27 protein-coding genes and 1 tRNA gene are annotated in these 26,846 nt (G+C 71.1%); 19 read left to right on the top strand and 9 right to left on the bottom strand.

Going from position 1 to position 26,846, the window contains the following annotated elements; translation table 11 throughout:
- Positions 1-16: 16 nt before the first annotated feature.
- Positions 17-1,285: a HAMP domain-containing sensor histidine kinase gene (locus KIK09_RS19600; protein ID WP_214320630.1), complete on the bottom strand. Its 1,269-nt coding sequence runs from the start codon at positions 1,283-1,285 to the stop codon at positions 17-19.
- Positions 1,282-1,959, bottom strand: a complete 678-nt coding sequence (locus KIK09_RS19595; protein ID WP_214320629.1) for a response regulator transcription factor — start codon at positions 1,957-1,959, stop codon at positions 1,282-1,284. The genes KIK09_RS19600 and KIK09_RS19595 overlap by 4 nt, the downstream gene beginning before the upstream one ends.
- Positions 1,960-2,053: 94 nt before the next feature.
- On the opposite strand from KIK09_RS19595, the gene KIK09_RS19590 reads away from it, so the two are divergent.
- The 3 genes from KIK09_RS19590 to KIK09_RS19580 are packed head-to-tail and all read left to right on the top strand — an operon-like array spanning position 2,054 to position 3,465.
- Complete coding sequence (locus tag KIK09_RS19590) at positions 2,054-2,473, top strand: hypothetical protein (RefSeq protein ID WP_214320628.1); 420 nt, start codon at positions 2,054-2,056, stop codon at positions 2,471-2,473.
- Positions 2,473-3,039: a TetR/AcrR family transcriptional regulator gene (locus KIK09_RS19585; protein ID WP_214320627.1), complete on the top strand. Its 567-nt coding sequence runs from the start codon at positions 2,473-2,475 to the stop codon at positions 3,037-3,039. Before KIK09_RS19590 ends, KIK09_RS19585 begins: the two co-directional genes overlap by 1 nt.
- Positions 3,040-3,096: 57 nt before the next feature.
- Entirely contained in the window at positions 3,097-3,465 is a 369-nt protein-coding gene (locus KIK09_RS19580) for a hypothetical protein (RefSeq protein WP_214320626.1), read from the top strand.
- On the opposite strand, the gene KIK09_RS19575 is transcribed toward KIK09_RS19580, so the two are convergent.
- A complete protein-coding gene (locus KIK09_RS19575; protein WP_214320625.1) occupies positions 3,441-3,935 on the bottom strand; it encodes a 2-thiouracil desulfurase family protein in 495 nt (164 codons plus the stop codon). The two genes, KIK09_RS19580 and KIK09_RS19575, sit on opposite strands and share 25 nt — an antisense overlap.
- A 33-nt stretch (positions 3,936-3,968) precedes the next feature.
- On the opposite strand from KIK09_RS19575, the gene KIK09_RS19570 reads away from it, so the two are divergent.
- The 7 genes from KIK09_RS19570 (at position 3,969) to KIK09_RS19540 (ending at position 8,163) form a co-directional block, all read left to right on the top strand.
- The gene (locus KIK09_RS19570; RefSeq protein WP_214320624.1) at positions 3,969-4,331 is read left to right on the top strand and encodes a hypothetical protein; all 363 of its coding nucleotides are present in this window, start codon (positions 3,969-3,971) and stop codon (positions 4,329-4,331) included.
- Positions 4,328-4,708: a hypothetical protein gene (locus tag KIK09_RS19565; RefSeq protein WP_214320623.1), complete on the top strand. Its 381-nt coding sequence runs from the start codon at positions 4,328-4,330 to the stop codon at positions 4,706-4,708. The genes KIK09_RS19570 and KIK09_RS19565 overlap by 4 nt, the downstream gene beginning before the upstream one ends.
- A gap of 31 nt (positions 4,709-4,739) precedes the next feature.
- Positions 4,740-5,198, top strand: a complete 459-nt coding sequence (locus tag KIK09_RS19560; protein WP_214320622.1) for an SRPBCC family protein — start codon at positions 4,740-4,742, stop codon at positions 5,196-5,198.
- A gap of 129 nt (positions 5,199-5,327) precedes the next feature.
- Positions 5,328-6,545 carry a CynX/NimT family MFS transporter gene (locus KIK09_RS19555; RefSeq protein WP_214320621.1) on the top strand — a complete coding sequence of 406 codons (1,218 nt, stop codon included), beginning with the start codon at positions 5,328-5,330 and terminating at the stop codon, positions 6,543-6,545.
- Positions 6,542-7,360 carry an alanyl-tRNA editing protein gene (locus KIK09_RS19550; RefSeq protein ID WP_214320620.1) on the top strand — a complete coding sequence of 273 codons (819 nt, stop codon included), beginning with the start codon at positions 6,542-6,544 and terminating at the stop codon, positions 7,358-7,360. The genes KIK09_RS19555 and KIK09_RS19550 overlap by 4 nt, the downstream gene beginning before the upstream one ends.
- A 54-nt stretch (positions 7,361-7,414) precedes the next feature.
- On the top strand, positions 7,415-7,633 hold the full coding sequence (locus KIK09_RS19545) for a helix-turn-helix domain-containing protein (protein WP_214320619.1): 219 nt from the start codon (positions 7,415-7,417) through the stop codon (positions 7,631-7,633).
- A gap of 5 nt (positions 7,634-7,638) precedes the next feature.
- Complete coding sequence (locus KIK09_RS19540; protein ID WP_214320618.1) at positions 7,639-8,163, top strand: Clp protease N-terminal domain-containing protein; 525 nt, start codon at positions 7,639-7,641, stop codon at positions 8,161-8,163.
- A gap of 549 nt (positions 8,164-8,712) precedes the next feature.
- Here the strand turns inward: KIK09_RS19540 and KIK09_RS19535 are convergent.
- Positions 8,713-9,609, bottom strand: coding sequence for an RNA polymerase sigma-70 factor (locus tag KIK09_RS19535; protein WP_214320617.1), 897 nt, complete (start codon positions 9,607-9,609; stop codon positions 8,713-8,715).
- Between the two features lie 77 nt (positions 9,610-9,686).
- Between KIK09_RS19535 and KIK09_RS19530 the strand changes: the two genes are divergently transcribed.
- Both KIK09_RS19530 and KIK09_RS19525 read left to right on the top strand, forming a co-directional pair.
- Positions 9,687-9,759: transfer RNA gene (locus KIK09_RS19530), tRNA-Ala, on the top strand.
- Positions 9,760-10,487: 728 nt separating this feature from the next.
- A complete protein-coding gene (locus KIK09_RS19525; protein WP_214320616.1) occupies positions 10,488-10,802 on the top strand; it encodes a hypothetical protein in 315 nt (104 codons plus the stop codon).
- 222 nt (positions 10,803-11,024) lie between these two features.
- Here KIK09_RS19525 and KIK09_RS19520 read toward each other — a convergent pair whose 3' ends face one another.
- Positions 11,025-11,942 (bottom strand): carbon-nitrogen hydrolase family protein, encoded by a 918-nt coding sequence (locus KIK09_RS19520; RefSeq protein ID WP_308164191.1) that lies wholly within the window; start codon positions 11,940-11,942, stop codon positions 11,025-11,027.
- Between the two features lie 158 nt (positions 11,943-12,100).
- Between KIK09_RS19520 and KIK09_RS19515 the strand changes: the two genes are divergently transcribed.
- The 5 genes from KIK09_RS19515 to KIK09_RS19495 all read left to right on the top strand — a co-directional run bounded on the left by KIK09_RS19515 (position 12,101) and on the right by KIK09_RS19495 (position 18,896).
- On the top strand, positions 12,101-13,687 hold the full coding sequence (locus tag KIK09_RS19515; protein ID WP_214320615.1) for a glycoside hydrolase family 13 protein: 1,587 nt from the start codon (positions 12,101-12,103) through the stop codon (positions 13,685-13,687).
- Complete coding sequence (locus KIK09_RS19510) at positions 13,684-15,762, top strand: alpha-galactosidase (protein ID WP_214320614.1); 2,079 nt, start codon at positions 13,684-13,686, stop codon at positions 15,760-15,762. Before KIK09_RS19515 ends, KIK09_RS19510 begins: the two co-directional genes overlap by 4 nt.
- 12 nt (positions 15,763-15,774) lie before the next feature.
- Positions 15,775-16,992: an MFS transporter gene (locus tag KIK09_RS19505; RefSeq protein WP_214320613.1), complete on the top strand. Its 1,218-nt coding sequence runs from the start codon at positions 15,775-15,777 to the stop codon at positions 16,990-16,992.
- A gap of 185 nt (positions 16,993-17,177) precedes the next feature.
- Positions 17,178-18,467 carry an MFS transporter gene (locus tag KIK09_RS19500; RefSeq protein ID WP_308164190.1) on the top strand — a complete coding sequence of 430 codons (1,290 nt, stop codon included), beginning with the start codon at positions 17,178-17,180 and terminating at the stop codon, positions 18,465-18,467.
- A 30-nt stretch (positions 18,468-18,497) separates the two neighbouring features.
- Positions 18,498-18,896: a nuclear transport factor 2 family protein gene (locus KIK09_RS19495; RefSeq protein WP_214320612.1), complete on the top strand. Its 399-nt coding sequence runs from the start codon at positions 18,498-18,500 to the stop codon at positions 18,894-18,896.
- A gap of 5 nt (positions 18,897-18,901) precedes the next feature.
- Here KIK09_RS19495 and KIK09_RS19490 read toward each other — a convergent pair whose 3' ends face one another.
- Positions 18,902-19,948 carry a threonine aldolase family protein gene (locus tag KIK09_RS19490; protein ID WP_214320611.1) on the bottom strand — a complete coding sequence of 349 codons (1,047 nt, stop codon included), beginning with the start codon at positions 19,946-19,948 and terminating at the stop codon, positions 18,902-18,904.
- Between the two features lie 49 nt (positions 19,949-19,997).
- Positions 19,998-20,897 carry a LysR family transcriptional regulator gene (locus KIK09_RS19485; RefSeq protein WP_214320610.1) on the bottom strand — a complete coding sequence of 300 codons (900 nt, stop codon included), beginning with the start codon at positions 20,895-20,897 and terminating at the stop codon, positions 19,998-20,000.
- Positions 20,898-21,094: 197 nt separating this feature from the next.
- Here KIK09_RS19485 and KIK09_RS19480 point away from each other — a divergent pair, with 197 nt between their 5' ends.
- Positions 21,095-21,733 carry a hypothetical protein gene (locus KIK09_RS19480; RefSeq protein WP_214320609.1) on the top strand — a complete coding sequence of 213 codons (639 nt, stop codon included), beginning with the start codon at positions 21,095-21,097 and terminating at the stop codon, positions 21,731-21,733.
- On the opposite strand, the gene KIK09_RS59255 is transcribed toward KIK09_RS19480, so the two are convergent.
- Positions 21,730-23,856, bottom strand: a complete 2,127-nt coding sequence (locus KIK09_RS59255; RefSeq protein WP_275956160.1) for a DEAD/DEAH box helicase — start codon at positions 23,854-23,856, stop codon at positions 21,730-21,732. The genes KIK09_RS19480 and KIK09_RS59255 overlap by 4 nt on opposite strands.
- 122 nt (positions 23,857-23,978) lie before the next feature.
- On the opposite strand from KIK09_RS59255, the gene KIK09_RS19470 reads away from it, so the two are divergent.
- Positions 23,979-25,268 (top strand): esterase-like activity of phytase family protein, encoded by a 1,290-nt coding sequence (locus KIK09_RS19470; protein WP_214320607.1) that lies wholly within the window; start codon positions 23,979-23,981, stop codon positions 25,266-25,268.
- A gap of 34 nt (positions 25,269-25,302) precedes the next feature.
- On the opposite strand, the gene KIK09_RS19465 is transcribed toward KIK09_RS19470, so the two are convergent.
- Complete coding sequence (locus KIK09_RS19465; protein WP_214320606.1) at positions 25,303-26,781, bottom strand: FAD-binding oxidoreductase; 1,479 nt, start codon at positions 26,779-26,781, stop codon at positions 25,303-25,305.
- Positions 26,782-26,846: the final 65 nt, after the last annotated feature.

Raw genomic sequence — 26,846 nt, 5'->3', positions numbered from 1 at the left:
AAGGTGGACTTAGAGATCATTTTAGGAGGAGCCATAACTGGACGTGGGCTCCGCCCAGCGCGGAGCGGTCCACCCGCAGCGACCCGCCTGTCGACTCGGCCAGCCGCCGCGCGATGTCCAGCCCCAGCCCGGTGGACCCGGCCCCGCTCGTCCCCCGCTCCACCGCCAGCCACGGATCGTCGATGCCGGGACCCGCGTCGGCGAACAGGACGCCCACCGAGTCCTTGCCCTCCTCCAGCGTGACCGAGAACGCCGTCCCCTCGGGCGTGTGCCGGAAGACGTTGCCGAGCAGCGCGTCCACGGCCGCGCCGAGCTCGGCCGCGGGCACCGGCACCCGCACGGGAAGCGTGGCGCCCGCCAGCTCCCACGGCCGCTCCTGGTCCTCGGCCAGCGCCGACCAGAACGCCAGCCGCTCGCGCAGCACCTGCGCCGCGTCGCACGAACGCGCCCCGCCGCTGGTCCTCCTGGCCGCCGAGATGATCGCGTCCACCTCGCCCTCCAGCCGGGCCAGCGCCTGCCGGGACTGCTCCGCCGGCGGGCCGAGCTGGTCCAGGCTGAGCCGCAACGCCGTCAGCGGCGTCCGCAGCCGGTGCGACAGGTCCGCCGCCAGCTCCCGCTCGGCCGCGAGCAGCCGCGTGACCCGGTTGGCCATCGCGTTGAAGGCCGTGGCCGCCTGCTCCAGCTCGCGCGGCCCCTCCGGGTAGATCCGCTCGCTCAGGTCGCCCGCGCCGAAAGCGGTCGCCGCCGTGCCGAGCCGCCGCGCCGACCGGACCACCCGGGCACCGAGGCGGTCACCGACCAGGACGGACCCGACCACGAGCGCCACCGCCACCCCGGTCAGCACCGCCCACGAGGCGGTCACGCCCCTGTTGAGGTCCGCGGAAGGGACGAACACCTCGATCACCGCGCCCTTGCCGCCGTCCAGCGCCACCGGCCGCAGCAGCGCGTACCCGGCGGGCAGTTCGATGGTGCTCGCCCTGGTCTGCGTCGCGGCCTTGGCGACCTCCGCGGCCGGCGCGCGGAAACGTCCCGAGGTGGCGCCGTCCCCGACCTGGATCGCCAGCAGCCCGCGCCTGCCCGCCTCGGTCCTGGCCACGGCGTGCTCCAGGTCCTGCGCCCTGGTGGTGAGCGCGAGCACCGGGATCAACGCCGACGCCTGCCGTTCGGCCTCGGCCAGAGCGCGCGCCTGCGCGGTCTCCTTGACGATCAGCGCCAGCGGCACGAGGAAGGCGAGCGCGACCATCGAGGTGACCGCCACCATCAAGGCCGCCAGCGTGCCTCTCATCGCGGTGCGGACAGCATCACGCCCACGCCTCGCACGGTGTGCAGGTAGCGCGGGTTCGCGGCGCTCTCGCCGAGCTTGCGGCGCAGCCACGACAGGTGCACGTCGATGGTCTGGTCGTCGCCGTAGGCCTGATGCCACACCTCGGTCAGCAGCTCCTTGCGGGTCACCACCCTGTCGGCGCGCGCCGCCAGGTAGGCGAGCAGGTCGAACTCGCGCCGCGTCAGCGACAGCGTCGCGCCGTCGAGCACGGACTCGCGCCGGTCGGCGTCCACCACGAGCCCGCCGACCTGGTGCACCCGCGGCGCCGCGGCCGAGCGGGACCGCCGCAGCACCGCCTCTAGCCGCGCGCCCAGATGGTCGCCGGAGAACGGCTTGACCAGGTAGTCGTCGGCCCCCGCCTCCAGCAACCTGACGATCTCGCTCTCGTCGTCGCGGGCCGTGGCCACGATCACCGGGACCTGCGACACACCCCTGATCATCCGCAGGGCCTCGGACCCGTCCAGGTCCGGGAGCCCGAGGTCGAGCACGACGGCGTCCGGCGGGCGCTGGGAGATCTCGCGCAGCGCGTCGAGCGCGCAGCCGGCGCTGCGGACCGCGTGCTGCCGCCGATGCAGCTCGTGGATGATCGCCGTGCGGACGAAATCATCGTCTTCGACTACGAGGACCGTCGCCATGCGCACCAACCGTAAAGGGACTGCCGCTACGACCGGGACTGGACACTACAGTGGAGCGGCAGTCAGATGAGTAGCTTTCCTGTTGGGAGCCTCTTTGCGTCGAGCCCTTCGCTACATCGCGATCTGGTGCGGGGCCACCGCGGTCGCCGTGTCCGTCTCGTGGTTCGGCGTTCGCGGGGTGCTCAGGGACGAGTTCGTGGACGATGTCCGGGTGGAGCCCTTCCTTGCCCAGACCGTGGCCGGCGATCATCGCGCTCCGATGGTGACGCCGACGCCCCGCCGTACCACCAGAGAGCCGGGGCCGGTGAAGGTGATCGAGGTGAAGGGTGGCGAGGTGGCCTTCAGGCTGGACGCGAACGGCTGCCGCCTGGTGTCGGCCAGCCCCCGCGCGGGCTACACCGCCAAGGTCTCGAGGAACGACGGCTGGATCCGCGTCGACCTGGCCAAGGACGGGCACGGGTCGGGCGTGTGGTGCATCGGCCACGAACGGCGCACCGACACCTGGGAGTACTGATGGCGCGCTGGGAACGGGCGAGCGGCACCAGGCAGGCGCTGCTGCGCGCCTCCCGCGAGGTCTTCCTGGCCAAGGGGTACGGCGAGGCCACGGTGGCCGACATCGTGGAGGCCTCCGGCATCAGCGTCGGAAGCCTCTACCACCACTTCGGCGGCAAACCCGGGCTGTTCTTCGCGCTGTGGGAGCAGTTCATGCGCGACCAGGAGGACCGCACCCACCGGGCGGCCAAAGCGGTCGACGGCACCACCGAGCGCTTCCTGGCCGGGGCCCGCGCCTACCTGGAGGGGTCGTGGGAGCAGCGCGACGTGGCCAGGTTGTTCCTGGAGAACGACGGGCCCGCCGAGTTCTCCACGCTGCGCAGGCAGCGCGGCTGGGACTGGATCGGCGGCAACAAGCGCCTGCTCGGCCTGGACGACAGCAGGGAGAGCCACGTCCTGGTCGTGCTGCTGACCACCGTGATGGGCGAGTCGGGCAGGGAGGTCGCCGCCTGCGAGTCCGACCGGGAGGCCCAGGTCACCATCGACGAGGTGATCAGGCTCGTGCGGCGCATGCTCTCCGCGGCGTAGCCCGACCATCTCCCCAGGGAGGATTCCCCCGAAGAGGGAAACTGCGAGCGTGAGCGCATGGAAGCACTCAGGAAGGCGCTCCGCGCGCTCTCGGTGGTCTACGCGCTCATCTTCTTCATGTTCGCGCTGCTGCACACCGGGATCACACTCGGGCCGCTGGGCGAGCCGGTGATCATCCCGGCCGTCGTCGCCGAGACGCTGTGCGGGCTCGCGCTGCTCGGCGGCGCCTACCGGGCGCGCGTCTCCTGGGACCCCATCCTGTACTCGCACGCCCTGGCACTGGGAGGCGTGCTGCTCGGGGTCCTCTCGCTGGGGCTCGGCGCGACCCCCGCGACCACGCTCAACACCTGGTACCACCGCGTCATGGCCGCCCTGCTCGGGCTCGGCCTCAGCGGCGCGCTCTACGTCTCCAGGGTGCGCAGGTAGTCGGCGGCCTCGGCCACGTGGTCCTCGGTGAAGACGCGGATGCCGTTCAGCTCGAGCAGCGCCGCGGTCACGCCCTGCCCGGGAGTGCGCCGGCCGCGGAACGTGCCGTCGTAGATCGACAGCGCGCCGCACGACGGGCTGCCCTCCTTGAGCACCGCCACCCTGATGCCGAACGAGCTCGCCACGGCCAGCGCGGCCTGCGCGCCCGCCAGGAACTCGCCCGTCACGTCGGAGCCGTCGGTGGCCAGCACCCTGGCGGCGCCCGACAGCACGGCGGCGCCGCCCACGCCGCCCTCGATCTCGGCCGCGGGGCGCGGCGTCGGCAGCCCGCCCTCGACCTCCGGGCAGAACGGCACCAGCCGCCCCTCCTCCCGCCAGGCCGCGAGCTGGGCGTCCGAGCTGGTCTTGGCCCGGCCGTCGTAGCGGACCTTGCGGCCCATCAGGCAGGCGCTGACCAGGATCCTCTCCACAGGACCGATCCTATGCACCAGTACGCTTTCCGGGTGAACTCCACCCTCGCGACGATCGTCATCGTCTGGTCGTTGCTGCTCGCGCTGGCCGCCCTGGTCTCCGCGATCCGCGATCGGGCGATGGGCATGGTCCTGCTCGTCGGCTTCGCCGTACTCGAGGTGCTGGTGCTCGTGCAGGCCGGGTTCGTGATCGCGGCCATGGCGCGCGGCGAGGGGCCCGACGCCAAGGCGCTGCTGTACGGCTACCTGGGCGGCCAGGCCGTCATCCCGCCCGCGGGGGTGTTCCTGGCGCTGGCCGAGCGCAGCAGGTGGGGGTCGGCGATCCTGGTCGTGGCCGGGTTCGCGATCGCGGTGATGACGGGCAGGCTGCTGCAGATCTGGCAGACCGGCGCATGACGACCTCCTCGATCGGCAAGGGGCCGGGCCGGGTCCTGGTCGGCGTCTACGGGCTGTTCGCGCTGGCCGCCTCCGCGCGGGCGGGCGTGCAGATCGCCACCAAGTTCGCCGAGGCGCCGCTGGCCTACTCGCTGTCGGCCTTCGCCGCCGCCGTCTACATCGTGCTCACCGTCGCGCTGGCCGCAGGGGCCCGCCGGATCGCGCTCGGCGCCCTGTTCATCGAACTGGCCGGCGTCCTGATCGTCGGTACGGCCAGCCTCATGGACCCCGCGGCCTTCCCCCACGCCACCGTGTGGTCCGGCTACGGCAGGGGATACGTGTTCATCCCGCTGGTGCTCCCGCTGGTCGGCCTGTACTGGCTGCTGCGCAGGCGTTAGCCGCCCGCCGTACCGGGCAGTAGGCGACCTCATGAGCACAATCGAGCACTCCATAGACGTCATGGTCCCCGTCAGGGTGGCCTACAACCAGTGGACGCAGTTCGAGAGCTTCCCCGAGTTCATGGAAGGGGTGGAGTCGGTCAAGCAGCTCACCTACACCCACAACGCCTGGGTGGCCGAGATCGCGGGGGTCAAGCGGGAGTTCGAGACCGAGATCACCGAGCAGCGCCCCGACGGGCGCATCGCCTGGCGGTCGGTGGATGGGCCGCGTCAGGCCGGCGTCGTCACCTTCTACCCGATCGACGAGACGACCACCCGGGTCACGCTCCAGATGGAGTACGACCCCGAGGGCTTCGTCGAGGTTGCGGGCGACTGGCTGCAGCTGGTCCGCATGCGGGTGCGGGGCGACCTGCGCCGCTTCAAGGACTTCATCGAGCCGCGCGGCGGCGAGACCGGCGCCTGGCGCGGCGAGGTCCCGCCACTCCACTGATCCATCCCCCTGGCCCCCTTTCCGATCTGGGAAAGGGGGCTTTCACCTGGACAGGAATAAAGGGATATTTCGGTCCTGTTAGGATGGTGATTCGTCCCATGATTTGATGAGTGGAGGTTTCGCGGCCGCATGAGCGTCATCGCCCAAGAGTCCAGAACCAGAACCGGATCCCTTGCCTGGCTGCTCGTGCTGGGAATCGTCCTGGCCGCGCTCAACCTCAGGACCGCCGTCACCAGCGTCGGTCCCCTGCTCGACCAGCTCGCTGCCGGGCTCGGTATGTCCAGCGTCGGCACCGGCCTGCTCACCACGCTGCCCGTGCTGGCCTTCGCCTCGGTCGGCGCGATCACGCCCACCCTGGCCAGGCGCCTCGGCGAGCACCGGCTGCTGCTGCTCGCGCTGGTCACCCTCGGCGTGGGCCTGCTGGTGCGCTCGCTGGTCGGCTCGTCGACCGTGTTCCTGCTCAGCAGCGCGCTCGCGCTGTCGGGCGGCGCGGTCGGCAACGTGCTGATCCCCACCCTCATCAAGCGCCACTTCCCCAAGCGCACCGGGATCATGACCACCGTCTACACCACCGCGCTGGCGGCCGGCACCATGCTGGCGGCCGCGGCGACGGTGCCGATCGAGCGCGCGTCGGGCGACTGGCACATCGCGCTCGGCGTGTGGGCGCTCCTGGCCGTCGTCGCCGCCATTCCGTGGCTTGCGCTGGTGCGCAATGAGCCGGAGCGGGACACCGGCCAGAAGGACTCCGGCATCCGCCGCCTCGCCGGGAGCAGACTCGCCTGGATGGTCGCCGTCTACTTCGGCACCCAGTCCATGATCGCTTACATCATGTTCGGCTGGCTAGCCACGATACTGACCGACAGTGGCTTCTCCACCGGGCAGGCCGGGCTCGTGCTGGGCATCTTCACCGCGCTGAACATCCCGGTGTCGATCGTGGTGCCCGCCGTCGCCTCCCGCTTCCGCGACCAGCGGCCGATGGTCGTGGGCCTGGTCACCGCCTACACGATCGGCTTCCTCGGCCTGTGGCTCGCGCCCGCCTCGACGGCGCTGGTCTGGGTGGTGTTCGTGGCCATCGGCATGGGTTCGTTTCCGCTCGCGCTCATGATGCTCGGCCTGCGCACCCGCACCCCCGAGGCGACCGCCGGGCTGTCGGCCTTCGGCCAGAGCGCCGGATACCTCATCGCCGGCGCCGGGCCGCTGCTCGTCGGGCTGCTGCACGAGGCCACGGGCGGGTGGGCCGTGCCGTACGCGATGATGCTCGCGGTCGTCGCCGTGCAGTTGCTGACCGGCCTGTACGCGGGGCGCAACCGCTTCCTCGAGGACGAGGCTGGGAAGATGGAGGCGTGAACTCCACCGTCGTCACCTTCCCTGAAGGCCAGGTCACCGGCCGTTCCCAGATCGTCGAGGCCGTGCCGGCGGGGGCTCGGCACGGCCTCGTCACCACCGAGACGCCCTTCCACCCGCTCGACCACACCTGGCCCGACCAGCCCGCCGACCGCGGCACGATCGGCGGGCTGCCCGTCGTCGACTGCGTGACGGCCGCCGAGTCGGACGCCGGCCTGTTCATGGGCGACGACATCCCGGTACGGCGGGGCGCCGACGGATGGCGCTGGCTCGTCGTGCACGTCGTCGACAGCCCGCTTCCCGTGGGGGAGGAGGTGGACCTGGTCGTCGACGCCGACTACCGCGCTGCCCTGTCGGCCGGGCACACCGCCTGCCACCTGGCCGCCCTCGCGCTCAACGCGGTCCTGGCGCCGCGCTGGCGCAAGGAGACGGCCACCGACGCGCTCGGCAATCCCGACTTCGACCAGACCGCGATCACCTCCTCGCGCATCACCGAGTACGGCAGCGTGGACGTGTACCGGCTGGGCAAGTCGCTGCGCAAGAAGGGCTTCTCCGCGGAAGACCTGGACCTCGCGCAGGTCGCCGGGGCCGTCAACGAGCGACTCAAGCACTGGGTGGCCGCCGACGCCCCCGTCTGGGTCGACGTGCCCGATCCGACGCTGACCGCCCGCCGTACCTGGCATTGCGCACTGCCGGAAGGCGAGGCCCACATCCCGTGCGGTGGCACGCATGTGACCAGGACGTGCCAGCTCGGCACGGTGACGGTCTCCCTCGAGCTCGAGGATGCCGCCCTCGCGATGCACACCCGCGTCCTTTGACGTTTGTGTCAGCATGTGCTGACAGTGGCGGGCTTGTCAGCATATGCTGACGGCATGAACGTAGCCGAGCTTGCCCGCGCGGCCGCCGACCGTGACGACCCCGGCACGGGGCTGGCCGCGGTCGCCGCGCTGCGCGCGCTGCTGGAAGAGCTGGAATCCATCCACGTCACGACCGCCCGCGCCCGCGGCTGGTCGTGGGAACAGGTCGCCGAAGCCCTCGGCGTACGGCGCCAGACCGTCCACCGCAAGCACGCCCGCCGTATCGGGAGGTAGTCCGCATGCTCGCCCGCTTCACCGACCAGGCCAGGCAGTGCGTGATCCACGCGGGGACCCTGGCGCTCGAGGCCCGCCGCCGCACCCTCGACCCCGACCTGCTCGTCCTCGCCCTGGCCGAGACGCGGCCCTTCACCCTGGAGTCCTTCGCCTCCACACCCGAGGCGCTCCGCCGCCTGGTCGACACCGGGCGCGACCACGAACTCCTCGCGGCCCTGGGCATCGACGCCGCCGAGATCCGCCACCGTGCCCGCCTTCACGCCCCCGGCCAGTGGCGGCTCGAACGAACCCGCCTCCTCCGCGTCACCCTCCACGGTCCTCTCGGGTCCATCCAGCTCGCGGCGCACAGCCGCAAGGTCATCGAGGTGGCCACCTGGAAACCGGGCCCCGTCACCGGTGAACGCCTCCTCTGGGGCCTCCTCGCCGACCCCGCCAACGGCGCCGCCCACCTCCTCGCCACCACGGGGACGAACCTCGAATCCCTGGTAACCGAAGCCTCCATCCCGACCCACCACCGCGCCGCCTCATAACAACCGCTCTGCATCACGACATCCACGTCGCCAACACCCGCCACGACACCCCGATCACCCTGGCCCGCGCTGGCCGCGACCCCCTCGCCCTGTTGTGCCCGTGAGCGCTCGCCGCGGCACGTCCGCCTCAGCCTCGCCCCACGCTGGTCAAGAGCGCCTGCCGCGGCACCCTCGCCCCGCGCTGCCCGTGAGCACCCGCCTCGGCGCCCCTCAGCCTCGCCCCATGCTGGTCACGAGCGCTTGCTGTGGCACCCTCGCCCCGCGCTGCCCGTGAACGCTCGCCTCGGCACTCCATACAGCCTCAGCTCGTCCTGGTTGTGAACGCCTGCCGCGGCCTCTCGCCTCGCGCTGCTCGTGAATGCTCGCCGCGACTTCCCGCGCAGCCTCGCCCCGCACTGGTCGTGAACGCTCGCCCGAGTACAGCCCTCGCGGTCCCGGTCTCACGTGCTTGGTCGCCGTGACACCGCCCTCTCTCGCTGTCTCGTCTCGCGAGGGCTGGCCCTTCGCTCTCCAAGCTCGCCGTACCGGGTGGCCTGCCGTACGGCTGGCTCAGGGGAGAGCGGGGGTGAGGTGGGAGAGTTTGTCGGGGTTGGCGAGGAGGTAGATGGTGTCGATGGCACCGTCCTTGATGTCCAGGGCCATGACCGCGACCACGCGGCCGCCGACCGACAAGACGATGGCGGGCGCGTCGTTCACCGTGGCTACGGCGAATGACATGTCGGCGAAGTCCGTCACGCTGATCGAGGCCATGAACTTGGCGATGCCGTCCGGCGTCGAGATGGAGGTGAGGAAGCGGGTGACGTTGATCGCGCCGGTGAGGGCGCGCAGCGGCGAGCGTGCCTTGCCGCCGCCGTCGCTGACCAGCGTGACCTCGCTCGACAGCAGCTCCATGAGCCCGTCGAGGTCGCCGTCCGAGGCGGCGGTCATGAAACGCTCGGTGATCTGCCGCCGCTGCCCCAGGTCCACTTGGAAGCGCGCACGTTTGTCCTGTACGTGCTCGCGCGCCCGCTTGCCCAGCTGCCTGGTCGCCGCCTCGCCCCGCCCGATCACCTGCGCGATCTCCGAGAACGGCAGGTCGAACGCCTCCCGCAAAACGAACACCGCCCGCTCCAGCGGCGACAGCGTCTCCAGCACCACCAGCAACGCCAGCTCCACGGAATCGGCCAGCTCCGCGTGCTCGGCCACGTCGGGCGCCAGGCTGATCGGCTCAGGCAGCCACGGGCCGACGTACGACTCGCGGCGCGACTTCGCCCACCGCAGCCGGTCGATCGCCAACCGCGACGTCACCCGGATCAGGTACGCCTTCGCGTCCTCCACGCTCGCCTCGTCGACCCCGGACCAACGCAGCCACGCCTCCTGCACGACGTCCTCGGCATCGGCCACACTCCCGAGGATCCGGTAGGCGACGCCGATCAACAGGCTTCGGTGCTCTTCAAAGGTCGACATGAAACCTAAGACGTACCACACGGGGCACGACGTGACACGAACGCCCTCGGATTCCGATACACTTATCCACGCATCACGGGGCTATAGCGCAGTTGGTAGCGCGCCTCCATGGCATGGAGGAGGTCTGGGGTTCGAATCCCCATAGCTCCACTCGGAGTACGGTGAGGTGTGGTCGCGCCTTCTCGCGCTTCCCCACGGTCTCCTCGTCATTTTTCCCCGGGGGATAACCCCCGGACCCCCAGCGTCGGGCCAAAGGGCCTCGCTTCGCTCGGGCGTATTTGATCTCACGCTTGCGCCGCATCGTTCTCGTGGGTGCGCTTCACCTTCGCCGCATCGGTCACGTGTCTGCGCTTGCGCTTCGCGCGATCGGCTCAGGCGTTGCTTCCAGTCGGGGCCGCAGCCCCGATCCCTGCAGCCCCGATCCCTGCAGGGCCTTCGCTTCGCTCGGACGTATTTGATCTCACGCTTGCGCCGTGTCGATCTCGTGGTTGTACGACCGCTGTGCGTGTTGGGTTCGTGGTTGTGCTTTCGTTCCTGTGGACGTAGTGGGGGTGTCGGTGCTCGCTCTGGGCATCCTGTCGATGTAGCGAGGTGCGGAGAACTCTTGGTTGAGCAGGCGTCGGGCAGTCTCGCCGGCGGTGCCGTACAGCTCGTGAGGTGGCGCGGCAGGTAATGGCGCAACGCCCCGAACTCCAGCCGCAAACGAGCTGTGACTCCCTCCAAGGCATCGCGTCTGCGCATCTGGCCCAGGGATCAATGGACGAGGCGGGACCTGGCGTTGCAGAAAACCCCTGTTCTAGAGCAGTGACCTCATAAGTTCACCGGGTTGAGGTCGAGCCGAGCCCCGGCGCACGCGTGCCCCTGGCAGGATCTCCCGCATGTTCGAAGAGAAGCTCGACGCGCTCGCGCAGTTGATGGCCGAGCACCTGGCCGCGCCGTTCCCGCCGGGCTTTCGCGGCCTGGCCATCGAAGGCGAGGAGATGGTGCTGCTCGACGCGGACGCCTACGGCTACGCCTCCGGCGTCCTCAAAGGCTCGCTCAATGAGCAGCGCCGCGCAGGCTTGATGAGGCTCACAGCGGCGTTCGAGAAGGTTCTCCCAGCGATCGACGACGAGTACGGGGCCAAGTACTACACGCACGTGCGCGACATGGTCGTGCTGGCCGCCGAAATCGAGACCTTGCGCGACAGGTAGACCTCTGACTGGGAAGTTTCACCGGGTTGGCGGTGGTGGCGGTTGGATGTGCGGTGACGTTTGTTCCGACCGCTGGAGGCGCTGTGGCTGAACCTGTCCGTGTGCGCAGACTGACCAGCCAGAAGGGGCAGCGCCTGCAACCTGATCAACCCGGCGAACCTGTGCGGTCACAGCACTAGCTAGCCGATTGTCAGCTGGCGTGCCCGAACACCCCTGTTCTAGCTAGCCGATTGTCAGACGGACGATCTCGCCCGGCTCCGGTCCTGCCTGGGCGACCAGGTCGCCACCTGGCCTCCAGAATCCCGAGCGTCCGGCCGTGTGCTCGAAGCCGCCGCCGGTCGGGCCCGCGAAGCTTGCCACCGCCACCCAGACACCGTGATCGGTGGCGATTCGCCGCGCTCTCTCTTCCTGGGTCGCCACCTCTGCCGCCTGGTGAACCACTCCAGCCGCATAGACGTCGATTCCCAGCGCGGCGGTGTCTTCAGCATGCTGCGCGATCGCCATGTCCCGGCAGATCGCCAGCCCCAGCCGCAGGCCGTCCACCTCGATCGCCTGGGGCCGCTTCCCGCCGGCGAATCGTTCCTCGCTGGCATGCACGTGGACCTTGCGGTAGGCCACTTTGGCCCCGGCGCCGTCCACCGTCAGCGTCGCGATGTACTCAAGCCCCTCGTCCTTGACCGGTGCCCCCACCAGGGCCACCGCGCCCGCCTCCGCGCAAGCCTCCACGATCGGCCCCAGTCTCGAATCTTCCACGGTGATCGCCGGAGCGTCCAGGTGGTACCCCGTAAGCGACAGTTCCGGAAATATCACCACCCTGGCCTCCGCCCTGCGCACCATCTCCGCGTGCCGTACCGCGTTCTTTTCCACGTCGTACGGCACGCATTCCGGCTGAGCCACCGCCAGCACGAGCACAAGGACCTCCGAAGAAGAAACCGCCACCACAGCCGACCCGGGTGATGGCCATCCTTTCATCAGAGACCGGCACGCCCGCGTGGCCGCCCGCCGACAAGCGGCGGTGAAGGCGAGCTTGGTCGTGGTTCGCACATAGAGGACACCGACGAGCGCGAGCAGTCCGGTCGGCCACGTCGGCCCCATCGTCAGCGGGACACCGACTCCGGCCGGCCCGAGGAGGACGGTCACCAGGCAACCAGGACCCGATCGGACCGCGCCCTGGCCGTCGACAGGGCTGCCGGGCGGGCTGGTCGTGGCGATTTTCGGGTCTGGTGTGAACGATCGAATGCCTTTAATCTGAGCCAACCTCACATTTACCGCGTGGTGCTCATAGTGGAGTTGATTCGATGTCACACCGGGAGTGGTGGCGTGACGCGGTGGTCTACCAGATCTATCCGCGCAGCTTCGCCGACGCCGACGGAGACGGCCAGGGGGACCTCGCGGGGATCCGGGCTCGCCTGCCGTACCTGGTGGAGCTCGGAGTGGACGCCGTCTGGCTGACGCCGTTCTATCCGTCGCCGATGGCCGACGGCGGGTACGACGTAGCCGACTTCTGCGACGTGGACCCCCGGTTCGGCACCCTGGCCGACTTCGACGCGCTGGTCGCCGACGCGGCCGGGCACGGCATCCGGGTCATCGTCGACATCGTGCCGAACCACTGCTCGGCCGAACACCCGTGGTTCAAGCAGGCGCTCGCCGCGGAGCCCGGCAGCCCGGCACGCGAGCGCTTCATCTTCCGCGACGAGCCGAACAACTGGCAGTCCATGTTCGGCGGTCCGGCCTGGACCCAGGTCGAGGACGGGCAGTGGTACCTGCACCTGTTCGACTCCTCCCAGCCCGACTGGAACTGGCGGCACCCTGACGTGCCCGCGCTGTTCGAGGACGTGCTCCGCTTCTGGCTGGATCGCGGTGTCGCGGGGTTCCGGGTCGACGTCGCCGGTGCGATGTTCAAGGACGCCGCGCTGCCCGACCTGCCGCCGGGCACGCCGCCCGACGCCGAGCCCTCGCCGTACTCGCACCAGCCGGAGACCCTGGCCGAGCACCGCCGCTGGCGCAAGATCCTCGATTCCTACGGTGATCGCGTCGCCATCCTCGAGCAGTGGTCGGACAACCCCGAGACCATGGCGCCCTACCTCGGCGACGGACAGCTCCAGCAGGTCTTCAACTTCACGCTGATGAGCACGCCGTGGTCGGCGGCGGACTGGCGAGCGGCGATCGAGTCGTCCGTCGCGATCACCGCGGGCAGGCCGGTCACCGCACCGTGGGTGCTGGAGAACCACGACGCTCCCCGGCTGGCGACCAGGCTCGGCGTGGACCAGTCGATCATCCGCAACCCGACCGAGGAGGCGCTGCGCGGTGAGATCGACATCGACCGCGAGCGCGGCTTACGCAGGGCGCGCGCGGCGGCGCTGATCCAGCTCGCGCTGCCCGGCTCCGCCTATGTCTACCAGGGGCAGGAGCTCGGCCTGCACGAGGTCCTGGACATCCCCGCTGACCGGCGCGAGGACCCGATCTTCACCAGGACCGCAGGCGCGATCTTCGGCCGCGACGGCTGCCGCGTGCCCTTGCCATGGAGTGGTGACGCTCCGCCGTACGGCTTCGCCGATCACCCCGTGCGGACCTGGCTGCCCCAGCCCGGCGACTGGGCCGGGCAGACCGTGGCTGCGCAGAGCGCCGACCCCGGCTCGATGCTGAACCTCTACCGCACCGCCGTACGGCTGCGCCGCGAGCACCTCGGCTCGGCACCCGATCCGGCCTTCTTCGACGCGGGGCCGGGCACGCTGGCGTTCACCAGAGGGCCCGGCTTCGCGCTGGTGGCGAACCTGGGGGAGGAGCCCGTGGCGCTGCCCGCGCACACCGGGACACTGCTGGCCAGCGGCCCCCTCGAGGGTGACCTCCTCCCCGCCGACACGGCCGTCTGGGTGAGCCGATGAGCATCGTCTTCGACGCCCGCGACCGGCTGTGGCTGCTGCGCACCCCCGCCACCTCCTACGTCCTGCGCCTGGACGAGGACGACGCGCCCCGGCACGTCCATTGGGGCGCAAGCCTCACCCTCGACCAGGCCAGACAACTCGCCGAGGTGCGCGCCGCACTCGCCGACACCGAGTCCGACCCTGGTGGTGAGGAACTCGCCGTCGAGGGCGGTCTGCGGTACGGCGTGCCGTCCCTGATCGTCCAGTACGGCGACGCCACCCATGGCGTGGAGTGGCGCTTCCTGAGTCAGCGGATCGACGAGGGACGCCTGGAGATCGTCTTCACCGATCGGCGGTACCCGCTGGAGATCACCCTGCACTACCGGGTCAGGGAGGACTCCGACGCGATCGAACGGCACGTCACCCTGCGCCACACCGGACAGGGCCCGTCGATCGAGATCCTCCGCCTGGACTCGGCCGCCTGGACCCTCCCGCCCCGCCCCGGCTACCGGCTGAGCCACGTCGTCGGCGAGTGGGGCAAGGAGTTCCAGCTCCAGCGAGGCGAACTCGCCCGCGGCGAGACCACGCTCACCAGCAGGACCGGCATCACCGGGCACGCGACCAACCCCTGGCTGATGATCGACGCGGGGGAGGCCACCGAGGAGCACGGCGAGGTGTGGAGCGCCGCGCTGGCCTGGAGCGGCAGCTGGCGGATCACCGCGTTCCGCGACCGGAGGGGCTGGGCCGGATGGTCGGGCGGGTTCGGCCACGAGGGCCTGACCTGGCGGCTGGCCCCCGGCGACGTGCTCGAGACCCCGGCCTTCACCGGCCTCTACAGCGCGGGCGGGTTCGGTGCCACCAGCCGCGGCTGGCACGACCATGTCCGCAAGCACGTGCTGCCGGCCCCCGACCGCGTCAGGCCGGTCGTCTACAACGCCTGGGAGGCCACCGAGTTCGACTACGACGAGGCGCTCCAGCTCGACCTCGCGGCCCGCGCCGCCCGGGTCGGGGTCGAGACGTTCGTCCTGGACGACGCCTGGTTCGGCGCCCGCACCCACGACGCGGCCGGGCTCGGCGACTGGTGGCCCAACCCCGGCAGGTTCCCCAAGGGGCTCGGGCCGCTGATCGGCGAGGTACGTCGGCTCGGCATGGACTTCGGGATCTGGGTCGAGCCCGAGGCCGTCAACCCGGACAGCGATCTCTACCGGCGGCACCCGGACTGGGTGCTGCACACGCCGGGGCGGCGCCGTACGGAGAGCCGCAACCAGCTGGTCCTCAACCTGGCCAGGACCGACGTGGCCGAGTGGACCCACGCCTGGCTGGACGCCCTGGTCGGCGAGAACGAGATCTCCTTCCTGAAGTGGGACATGAACCGGCCGTTCAGCGAGGCCGGCTGGCCGGGGCGCGATGATCCCGATCGGCTCTGGATCGACCACGTCAGGAACGTCTACGCGATCATCGATCGGCTCCGCGCCGACCATCCCGGGCTGTTCATCGAAGGGTGCGCGGGCGGCGGCGGCCGGGTCGACCTCGGCATGCTGGCCCGGGTCGACCAGATGTGGACCTCCGACAACACCGACGCCGCCGAGCGGGTCGCCATCCAGCACGGCTACGGCCAGATCTACCCGGCCTGCACGATGGGCGCCTGGGTCACCGACAGCCCCAATTCGGTGACGGCCCGCACCCATTGGATCCGCTACCGCTTCCACGTCTCCATGGCCGGCGCCCTCGGCGTCGGCGGAGACCTGCGGACCTGGAGCGAGGACGACCTGGCCTGGGCGGCCGCGTTCGTCGAGCAGTACAAGCGGGCCCGGCCGGTGATCCACGGCGGCACGCAGTACCGACTGGGAACGGAGGCGACGCAGTACGTCTCCACCGACGGTCGCGAGGTCGTCGTCCTCATGTACCAGCCGAGCGCGCTCGGCCGGACGCGCGCGCCGGTCAGGCTCACCGGGCTCGACCCGGCGGGACGCTATCGCGACCAGGCGACGGGGGACGTCCACCACGGCGCCGTCCTGCTCGCCCACGGCATCGGCGCGGGACTGATGCCCTTCGACGGCACCAGCGAGTTCGTCCATCTCACCCGCGTCGACTGAGCAGAGGTCGCCATGTCCACCCCCTCCCTCACCCCCACACGTCGCGTGGGGGTCGGCTGGATCTCCACCTACGTCGTCGCCGGGTTCGGCATGCAGATCGCCCTGCAGTCACCGAGCACGTTCGTCATGCCCCAGCAGATCGCGGACATCGACCCCACGGGGAAGGTCGGGGGGTACGCCTGGGTCAGCGTCATGGGCGCGGTCGCAGGACTCGTCGCCGGACCGCTGTTCGGCGCGCTGTCCGACCGCACCGGCAGCCGGTTCGGCCGCCGCCGCCCCTGGATCGTCGGCGGCGCGCTCACCTGCGCCGCCGCCTTCCTCTTCCTGGCCGCCCAGCACAGCGTGGTCGGCGTCGGGATCGGCGCACTGCTGCTGTCGATCACCATGTCCGTGCTGGGCGCCGGGTACAACACGGTCGTCCCCGACCAGGTCCCGGTCGCCCAGCGTGGCCTGGTGCTCGGCTGGGCCGCGGTGCCGCAGGCCGCTGGGTTGATCGCCGGGGGGCTGCTGCTCGCGCTCGCCTCCGGCCCAGCCGCGGGGTATCTCCTGATGGCCGCGGTCATGGCCCTGGTGATCCCGTTCGTCATGGTCACCACCGACCAGCAGCTCCCCGAGGAACAGCGCCAGCCGTTCTCGCTGAAGACGTTCCTGGCCGGCTATCGGATCGACCCGCGCCGCCACCCCGACTACGCCTGGGCGCTGGGAACCCGCTTCCTGATGAGCTTGGGGTACGGCATCGGCACCCTCTACATCCCCTACTTCCTGCAGGACGTCGTCGGCCATCCCGACGACCTGCTGACCGTCGTCGCGATCAACGGGGTCTCGGTCGTGGCGCTGTCCGTGGTCAGCGGCTGGCTGTCCGACCGGATCGGCCGCCGCAGGATCCTGGTCTTCGTCGGCTCGGCCATCATGGCGACGGCCGCGATCATGCTGGCCCTGTCGCCCACCTGGACCATGACCCTCGTGACCGCCGTGGTGCTCGGCGTCGGCTACGGCATCTACATCGGGGTCGACGGCGCCCTGATCACCCAGGTGCTGCCCGCCGCCGACGATCAGGGCAGGGACCTGGCCATCGCGGGGCTCATGGGAAGCCTGCCGTACGTGATCGTCCCTGCGGTCGCGTCGTTGATCATCACCTACCTCGGCGGTTACTCGGGCCTGTACCTGGCTTCGGCGCTCATCTCCCTGCTCGGCACCGTACTGATCTGGCGGATCAAGTCGGTGCCGTAGCCGCCCTGCTAGCGTGTGATCGTGCCTGAAGCGGACAAGGTGCGCCGTCGCTGAGAGCGGCGGCGCGAAACCCCAGTTCTCGTCGTCGCTCCTGAGCCTTGGCCAGGAGCGTCCTCGTGGCGCTCGGATTCCTCCTGTTCCGGAGCGCACCCTTGTTTGCCTTGTCCGTTCGTCAGCGTCGGCGTGTGCTTGTCGCTGATCTCATCTCCACCGCGGTGTTCCCGCTCGCGATCACCGGCGCGACGGCGATCGTCCCCGATGTGACCATGCGGTTGCCCGGCGCGGATGCCCTGGGTCCGTGGATCGTTCTCGCCTACAACGGGCTCTTCGCCGCGGCCCTGCTGCTGGCCGGGGCGACGGCGGATCGTAGCGCCCGCACCCGGTTCTTCGTCGCCGGCAACCTCGTCGTCGCGGTCACCGGGGTCCTGTCCGCCCTGGCTCCGGACCTGCTGTCTCTGGTCGCCCTGCGCGCGGTCGCCGGTGTCGGGGCGGCCATGTGCGCCGCCGGTGGATCGTCGATGCTGCTGGCCGTGTATCCGCCGGAAGAGCGGCGCCGGGTGTACGGCTACGCGGGCGCCGTGCTAGGCAGCAGCCTGGCCTTGGGGCCGGTCGTCGCCCAGGTCCTCATGGCCGCGGGAGGGTGGCCCCTTGTCTTCCTCGCGCCGGCGACCGTCGCCGCCATCGCGGCCCTGGCCACGCTCGGGCTTCCGGGTCTTCGCAGCCCCGAGGTGCCCGATGGGTTCGACCTCGCCGGGGCCGTCCTCTTCGGGGTGACGATCGCCGCCGCGGTGACGGCACTCGGCCTCGGGTCCGGCGCCCCGTGGTGGGGGCCGGCCGTACTCGTCCTCGTCGCGGTGGCCGGCGCCGTCGGGCTCGTCCGCGTGGAACGGCGTGCGGCTGATCCCGCGATCCCCGTCGACCTGTTGCGGATCCCCGCCTATCGGGCGTACGCCCTGGCGACGGGTGCCTTCATGGGGATGCTCGTGGTGGGGTTGACCGCGCTCCCTCAGCTCGGCGCCGCGCAGCGCATGGGCTCGGGCGAGGCAGCGGTCATGCTCAGCCTGCTGACCGTGCCGTCGACGGTCCTTCCGCTGCTTGCCGTACGGCTCGCGCGCCGGGGAGCGCGGGCGCTGGTGACGGCCACCCTGTTCGCGTGCACCGTCACGGCGCTCGTCCTGCAGGTCACCGACCACCCCGCCGCTCTGCTCGCCGCGGCCGGGGTCGTCGGGGTGTGTCTCGGCCTGACCGAAGGCGTCCCGGACGGGCAAGCGCTCAAGTACGTGCCCTACCAGCGGGGAGGGGCGGGCGCCGCACTGTTCAGCACGGCGCGGATGAGCTTGGAGACCCTCACCCTGGCGGCCGCCACCGGGGTGATGGCGGCTCTGGGGCCCGCATCAGGGATGGCGGTCGCCGGAGCCATGTGCCTCGTCGCCGGCGTCGTCGTCCACCGGACCGTCCCCTCCCGCGACACCTAGCCCCGGATCGAGGCGTGTTACGGTCCCGCCATGTCCAAGACTGAGATTGACGTTCTGACCGCGGAGTTCTTCGGTGCTTTCGACAACCGGGGCGGGAAGGCCGCCGACGTGGCGCGGCTGCGGAGGCTGCTCCTTCCTGGCGGTGTGATCGTGAAGACCGGGCCCGAGTTCGCGGCCTACAGCGTGGAGGGGTTCATCGAGCCTCGCGAGCGGCTGCTGAGCGAGGGGCGGCTGGTCGAGTTCTCCGAGTGGGAGACCTCCGAACGGACCGACATCGTGGGCGATATCGCGTCGCGGTTCGGCGAGTACCGCAAGTCCGGGATCCTGGACGGCGAGCCGTTCGAGGCCGACGGGACCAAGACCATCCAGTTCGTCCGCACCGAAGAGGGCTGGCGGATCGCGGCGGTCGCTTGGTACGACCAGCCGTAGCCCGATCACAAGGTCGCGAGTGCCTTGGCGGCGATGGTGATGGCGCGGTCGGTGTCGGCGGGGGAGATGTCCAGGTAGAAGACGGCTCGCACCCCGTCCGCACCGGAGGGCAGGACGTGCAGGCCCAGGCGGTGGGCTTCCTCGGCGAAGGCCGCCGCGGTGCCGCGCGTCAGCCTGAAGCGGACGATGTTCGTCTCGACCTCGGCGGGATCCAGGTCGACGCCGTCCAGCTGCGCCACCGCCTCGGCGAAGCGCCTGGCGTTGGCGTGGACCTCGGGCAGCAGGGACCGGTGTTCGCGCAGCGCGTGCAGGGCGCCGGCGGCCACGATGCCCGCCTGGCGGAAACCGCCTCCCACCTGCTGCTTGAACCGCCGGGCGCGTGCGACGAGCTCCGCGGAGCCCGCCAGGCACGAACCCATCGGCGCCCCGAGCGCCTTGGAGAAGCACACGCTCACGGTGTCGAACGGGGCACCGTACTCCTCGAGTTCCACACCCGTGGCGGCGCTCGCGTGCCAGAGCCTGGCCCCGTCGAGGTGCAGGCCGAGCCCGAGGGCACGGCCGGCGGAGGTGACCTCGAGCAGCCGCTCGAGCGGCCAGACCGCGCCGCCGCCGGCGTTGTGCGTGTTCTCCACGCACAGCAGCGTGACGGGTGCGGGGACCGTGGCCGGGAAGAAGGGGTGCGGCTGCCCCACGGCGGCGGCGACGTCGGCCGCGGTGAAGATGCCGCGGACGCCGGGAAGCAGGCGGGGCAGGACGCCCGAGTAGGCGGCCGGCGCGCCTCCCTCGAGGAGGTAGACGTGCGCGTTCTGGTCGAAGAGCACGGCATCGCCGGGTTCGGTGTGCGCGCGGATACCGACCTGGTTCGTCATGGTGCCGGTCGGCATGTACACCGCGTCCTGCTTTCCCAGCAGGGTGGCGGTCTCGGCCTCCAGCTCCTTCACGGTCGGGTCGTCGCCGTAGACGTCGTCACCGACGTCCGCCCAGGCCATCGCCTCCCGCATGGCCCTGGTCGGACGGCTGCACGTGTCGCTGCGGAGATCGATGAGTGCCATACGGACAAGTCTGGCGGCTCATATCAAGAAGAACCAGTTCCGATTTCTTCTAGAAGTCGGAAGTTGTGCTTACCAGTGCGGCCAGAACCGCCTGCACGTCCGGGCGGCGCGAGGTGCCTGTCCTGGTCAGCGCGTAGACCGTGCGCACCACCGGCGCCGCCAGGGGATGGAGGCTGATCGGGCCGTGCGCGTCGGGCAGGGCCATCTCGGGCACGAGCGCGACGCCGGCGCCCGCCGCGACGAGCGCGGCGATGACGGAGAAGTCGGTGGCCTCGGCGACGACGTCGGGGACGAAACCCGCGGCCCCGCACGCGCGCTGGATCATCTCGTGGCACGAGTGCTCCTTGGCGGGCACCAGCCAGGCGGCGTTCGCGAACCTGGCCAGGCGCGCCTTCTGTCCCGGAGCGAGCCCACGCTCGCGCGCGGCCTCCTCCGAGAGCGCCAGCAGCACCGGGTCGTCGGTGATGGCGTGCACCTCGCAGTTGGCCGGCGTCTGGCGGGGGAGCAGCGTGTAGCTGTGCACGATCGCCACGTCGACCTCCTGGTGCATCAGCGCACCCACGGCGAGATCCGGTTCCAGCTCGAGCAGCCGCAGCGAGACGCCCGGCGCCTTCGTCCAGACGGGGGCGACGAGGCTGCGGGCCGCCGAGGGGAAGGCCGCGATGCGCACCCTCCCGGAACCGTTCGCCCGAAGCGCGGCCAGCGCCGACTCCGCGGCGGCCACGTCGCCCAGGATGACGTCCGCATGCGACACGAGCAGCCGGCCGGCGGCGGTCAGCGCGAGCGTCCGACCCCGCTTCTCCAGCAGCCGCACGCCCGCCTCCCGCTCAAGCGCGGCGAGTTGCTGGGACACCGCGGGCCCGGTGAGCTGGAGCGCCTCGGCGGTGGCCGCCACCGTCCCGTAGTGCGCGAGTTCGTGCAGAAGCTTGAGCCTTCGAACCTCCAGCATAAGCTCAGCTTTCTATTCAATGGAGAACCACTAATTAGAGCTTCTCCATCGTATCGCGCACCACGGGTCACGGCCGGATGAGCTCCTCGCCACCTGGTCAGCCACCTCCGCCCAGCACGACATCCGACCCATCAGATAATGCGCATTTCCAGAGGGGCTCTCCCCGAGCTGGTCATGTGTGGCCTAGAGTGCGCGACATGATCACTAAGTGCTTGACGCTGACCGCTGCCCTGTTAGGCGGCGCGGTGCTGGCGGTTCCTCCCGCGCTGGCCGAGAGCCGAGCGCCGTCGCTCAAGCCGGCGCTGCTCGTGTCGGAGGATGTCGGCGACGACTTCGTCCCCAACGGGACCAAGAACAGGAGCCCCCTTCTCGCCAGGCACGCTCACACGAAGCCGTGCGCCAAGGCCGTCAACGGGCTGATCCCCTTCTACCGGAGCAAGACCGCGACCTGGCTGATGCGGGACGGTGTCACCGAGGGGGTGAACGAGTTCATCGTGAACGGATCCGCCGCCCAGATCGACGGGCTGGAGCGGGCGGCCAAGGTGCTGGTCCGCGACTGTGGCCACGTCAAGGCCCGTGGCGCCAGTGTCAGGGAAACGATCAACCGGCTGTCCGTCGGCAAGCTCGGCTCTGCCACGTACGGGATCAAGTTCCGGGCGCAGGAGCCGGACGCGGAGATCGGCCCGATCATGGCGGTCGACCTCGTGGTCATCAGGGACGGGAACACCATCGCGCTGGTGGAGCACAACGGCTTCTACGCCCGCTTCGAACCCGAGCTGACCGGGGACGTCGCCACGACGGCCGCGACGAAGCTCCATGAGGCGCTGAACGGCTAGCCGGTGGCCAGGCGCTGCTGTTCCTCCCTGATGATCCGCTCGGCGAGGGACTGGTCGGAGATGTCGATGGCGTCGGGGGTGGATTCGGCCAAGGTGCTGCGGCGGGCGTACTTGTCGAACAGGGCGGCCTTGGCGTGCAGGATCCGGAGGAGGCGTTCGTCGACGCTGTCGGGGGTGAGGAGGCGGTGTACCTGGACCCGGCGGACCTGGCCCATGCGGTGGGCGCGTGCCACGGCCTGGCTCTCCAGGGTGGGCTTGACCTGCGGTTCGCAGATGATCACGATGGAGGCCGCCTGCAGGTTGAGGCCGACCCCGCCCGCCTGGATCTGGGCGAGCAGCACCGCGTGGCCGGGCGCCTCGGTGAAGGCGTCGACGACGTGCTGGCGGCGTTCCGGCGGGAGGTCGCCGGAGATCGGGCCGTGCACGGCCGGGCCGAGCGAGTCGGCGACGGCGGCCAGCACGTCGCGGAAGTAGGAGAACACGACCACCTTCAGGCCGGTGACGGCGGCCTCGTCGACCAGTTCGCGCAGCCGTTCCAGCTTGGCCGACTTCTCCGGCACGGCGTAGGCCGCGCGGCGCATCGCCATGAACCGGCCCGATCCCACCGCCTCACGGTAGGCGTCGGCGTCAGCCGTACTGAACTCCTCCCATTCGTCGGCGTGGACCAGGCCGGGCAGCTCGGTGAGCACGTCCTCCTGGTTGCGGCGCAGGTAGACGGGGGCGACGGCGCGGCGGAAGGCCTGCGCCCCGGCGGTCACCTGGGGACGCAGGTCAGGCTGGAGGTATCCGACCAGGCTGCGGAACTCCTCGACCCGGTTCTCCAGCGGCGTGCCGGTCATGAACAGCACCCGGGCGACCTGGCGGCTCCAGCCCGCCACAGCCCTGGAGCGGCGGGCCTCCGGGTTCTTCACGTAGTGCGCCTCGTCCACGACGAGCAGCCCCACCTGTGGCGCCGGGTCGAGCCGGTGCAGCCCGTCGAACGTGGTCACCGCCACCCCGCCGCGTTCGAGCCAGGCCGACCGCGCCAGGTCGCGCGCGTCGCCGTGTAAGCGGTAGGCGCCCAGCGTGCTGCGGGCCTCGATCTCGCGCACCCAGTTGACCAGCGTGCTCGCCGGGCAGACCACCAGCGAGTGCGTCGTGCCGCGGGCGTGCAGGTGGGCCAGGACGGCGATGGCCTGGATCGTCTTGCCCAGCCCCATCTCGTCGCCGAGGATCACGCGCTCCTGCGCGAGCGCGAAGCGGGCGCCGAACGCCTGGTAGCCGCGCAGCGAGACCCGCCGCCTGGTGTCGTCGAGCTCCTGGCGCCGCACTCGCTCGGCCAGCTCGTCGGGCAGGAACCCCTCGGCCGCGGCCCGGTCGAGCGGCGCCAGGGCCGACAGCTCCGCCAGCAGGTTGTAGTAGTCGGCCGAGCGGAGCTCGAAGTCGATCCAGGCCTCCGCCGCGCCCGGCGGCGGGCGCAGCAGGTCGGTGGTGGCCTGCGCGAGGAGCAGCCGCGTCTCGGTCTCCTCGGCGAGCAGCTCCGCGAGCCGCGCGACGGCCTGCTCGGCGCGGGCGCGCCGCCGCCCGCCGGTCAGCATCCTGCGCCACCAGCTGCTCAGGGCCCGCGCCGCGGGGATGAGCTCCTTCAGCCGCTGCTCGAGCGCTTGGGCGGTACGGCGGGCCCGCGGCAGCTCGGGCCCGGCGGCCACCAGCACGTGCAGCGCCCCGAGCAGCCGCGCGGTCTCGACGTCCTGCTCCTCGACGTCGATGTGCACGGTGCCGGACTCCCGCGCGGCACGCGCGAGCTGCTGCGCGGCGCTCTGCGCCTGCCAACGGGTCTTCGGCCCGACTCCGGGCAGCCCCTGCAGCTCGTACGGCGTGGCGTCGAGCACGCTGAGCACGGTGGTGTATCCGGCCTCCTCCAACGCCGTCAGCCGCAACCCGCCACCGGTGACGTCCTTCAACCGGGACACGGGAATGGCCCCCAGCTCGAGCCGGGCCTGCCGATCGCGCACCGGCTCGAGCGCGGAACGCACCTCCGCGACCGCCTTGCCGTACTCGCCGAGGAGCCCGCTCGCGTTCCCGCCGAGCCGCGCCGCCCGCCGTACGAGCTGCCGGATCTCCCGGGCGGACGGTGGTGGCATGCCCCAGAAGCTATCGCCCCGCCCCGACACTTCTGAAGCGTTCATCTCGCCTTCAGTGCTTGGACACCGGGCATCTGTAGGTTTCGGGGGATCACCTGGTGTTTTGACCGATGAGGAGCGTCGTGTCGCGTTCTGTCGTCGCGGGGCTGGCTGCCGCCTCCGCGCTGTTCGTTGTCGTGCCCGGGGCGGCTCAGGCCGCGCCCGAGCCCAGAGTCGTGTCGGACGTGACGATTCCCGCGCCGCCGTTGAGCGAGTTCGAGCAGGGCCTGGTCAAGGACGACCATGGCGTGAAGCTGGGCGGTGTCGGCAGCGGGCTGTACCCCGCGCATCTCAGGGGCGAGTACTGGATGGTCACCGACCGCGGCCCGAACGGCGAGCCGAAGGTGAACGGCGAGAAGCGGCGCACGTTCCCCGTGCCCGAGTTCGCGCCGGCCATCGTCAGGGTCGCCGTCAGGAACGGCCAGACCAGGATCGCGCAGACGATCACCATCAAGAACGCCGACGGGACGCCGATCACCGGCCTGTCGAACCTGGCGGGCCGCGACGAGGTCCCCTACACCTGGGACGGGCAGACGCAGCTGTCCTACGACCCGGGCGGGCTGGACACCGAGGACATCGTCACCGACGGCCGCGGCGGCTTCTGGCTGGTGGACGAGTACGCGCCGTCGCTGGTGCACGTCGGATCGGACGGCCGGATCCTGGCGCGCTACGTGCCGGAGGGCCTGCAACTGGCCGCCAAGTACCCGGTGTACGACACGCTGCCCGCCGTGTTCGCCACGAGGCAGCAGAACCGGGGCTTCGAGGCGCTGGGCGTGTCCCGCTGGGAGCACGCGCTCTACCTGGCGGTGCAGAGCCCGCTGGCGAACCCGGACAAGAAGACCGGCAAGGCGTCGAGCACCGCCCGCATCCTCCGCGTCGACCTGCGCACCGGCCGGCCGACGGGCGAGTGGGCGTACACGATGGAGGACGTGGCCACCTTCGACCCGGCCGCCCAGCAGGGCGACATGAAGATCTCGGCGCTGAACGTGCTGAGCCCCGGCCGCCTGCTTCTTGAGGAGCGCACGGACGCCGTGGCCCGCCTCTACACGGTCGACCTGCGCAAGGCCACCGACGTGCTGGGCAGGCCGGAGACCACCCCGACGCTGGAGCAGTCGGTGCCCGCGGACGTCACCGTGGCCGCCAAGCGGCCGGCGGTGGACCTGGCCGCGATCCCCGGCCTGCCCGGCAAGATCGAGGGCGTCACCCTGGTGGACCCGCGGACGCTGGTGATCGCCAACGACAACGACTTCGGCCTGGGCACGTTCGGCCCGGACGGCAAGCTGATCGACTCCGGCGTCGCCAGCCACCTGGTCACGATCCGCCTGGCCCGCCCCATCACGGGCGCGTGGACGGCCCAGGACGACCAGGAGTGAGAGCGGCGTAGGCGTCGCCCACACGGCGAACTCCTCAGACCAGCACGCCGGGGTTGAGTATCCCGCGCGGATCGAGGGCCGCCTTGGCCGCCTTGAGCGCGAGCGCGAACGGCTCCGGCCGCTGCCGTTCGTAGAAGGGCAGGTGATCGCGGCCGACCGCGTGGTGGTGGGTGATCGTCCCGCCCATCCGCAGCACGGTGTCCGACACGCGAAGCTTGATCGAGTCCCAGGCGGCCAGCTCCTCGCCTCTGGCCGCAGGCGTGAGCACCGTGTAGTAGGGCGCGGGCCCGTCCGGGTAGGCGAAGGCGATGCGGCACGTGGCGTCCACCTCGGCCAGCACCGCCTCGTGCAGCGCGGGGAAGCGGTCCCAGGTGACCGCGGTCTCGAACGTCTCCGCGATCACCCCGAGCCCCGGCAGCGCGTTGCGCACGTACGGCATGCCGGTGAAGCTGCCCTTCCACTCCCGGTCCTGCCGAGCCCGCCCGGGTTCCCCTCCGGCGATCTCCAGGGCCCGCGCCATCAGGGCGTCGACCGGATGGTCGGCGGACTCGAACCCGACGATGAGCACGCAGTGCTTCCCGTCGCCGCCCGCGGCCAGCGCGGCCTCGCGGGCGTCGAGCAGCCGGCAGTTGGCCGGGTTCAGCCCCGACTGGGCGAGCTCGCGCACCGCGGAGACGGCCTGCTCCCATGAGGCGAACCGCACCGGCGTGGACACCTTGAAAGCCGGCCGCTGCTGCACCCGCACCCATGCCTGCGTGATCACCCCCAGGGTCCCCTCGGAGCCGAGCAGCCACCGGTCCGGCGAGGGCCCCGCGCCGGACCCCGGCAGGCGGCGCGACTCCCACACCCCGGCGGGCGTGATCGCGCGCACGGACTCGACCAGGTCGTCGATGTGGGTGTGCAGCGTGGCGTAGTGGCCGCCCGCCCGGGTGGCGATCCACCCGCCGAGCGTGGAGAACTCATACGACTGCGGGAAGAAGCGCAGCTGCAGCCCGTCGGGAAGCTGCCCGTTGAGCACCGGCCCCGCCGCGCCCGCCTGCACCAGCGCCGCCCGAGAGGCCCGGTCCACCTCGAGTACCCGGTCCATCCGGGTGAGGTCCAGGCAGATCGCCGGCCCGTCGAAGCGGGCCTCGACGCCGCCGACCACGCTGGTGCCGCCGCCTCGCGGCACGACCGGCACGCCGGAGGCCGAGGCCCACTCCAGGACACGGGTCACCTCGGACTCGTCGCGGGGCATCGCCACCACGTCGGGGGCGTTGGCGAAGTCGCCGCGGTAGGCCCTGATCAGGTCCCGGTAGGCCTGGCCGTAGGTGCGCGTCGCCCGGATGTAGGGCTCCGCCGTGCTGAACGCCGCGATCTCGGACGCGACGGGGATGCGCGGCGGCGGGAGCCGTACCGCCTCGAAGGGGACGGGAGGCTCCCAGGAGGACGGATCGCCCAGGCCCGTGGCCCGGGCGAGGTCGAGCAGCTCGGTCGGGGACGGCTCGGCACCCCAGGCCCAGTGGCTTGGCATAGGACGATTGTCATACCGAGATCCGGATCGATGACACATCCCTTTTCCCGCGGGCTCGGAAATGA

It is taken from the genome of Nonomuraea sediminis (assembly GCF_018531495.1).
GTDB classification, from domain to species: Bacteria; Actinomycetota; Actinomycetes; order Streptosporangiales; family Streptosporangiaceae; genus Nonomuraea; species Nonomuraea sediminis.
Note: the sequence above shows the minus strand (reverse complement) of the source record. Positions and strands in the feature narration are given on the sequence as shown.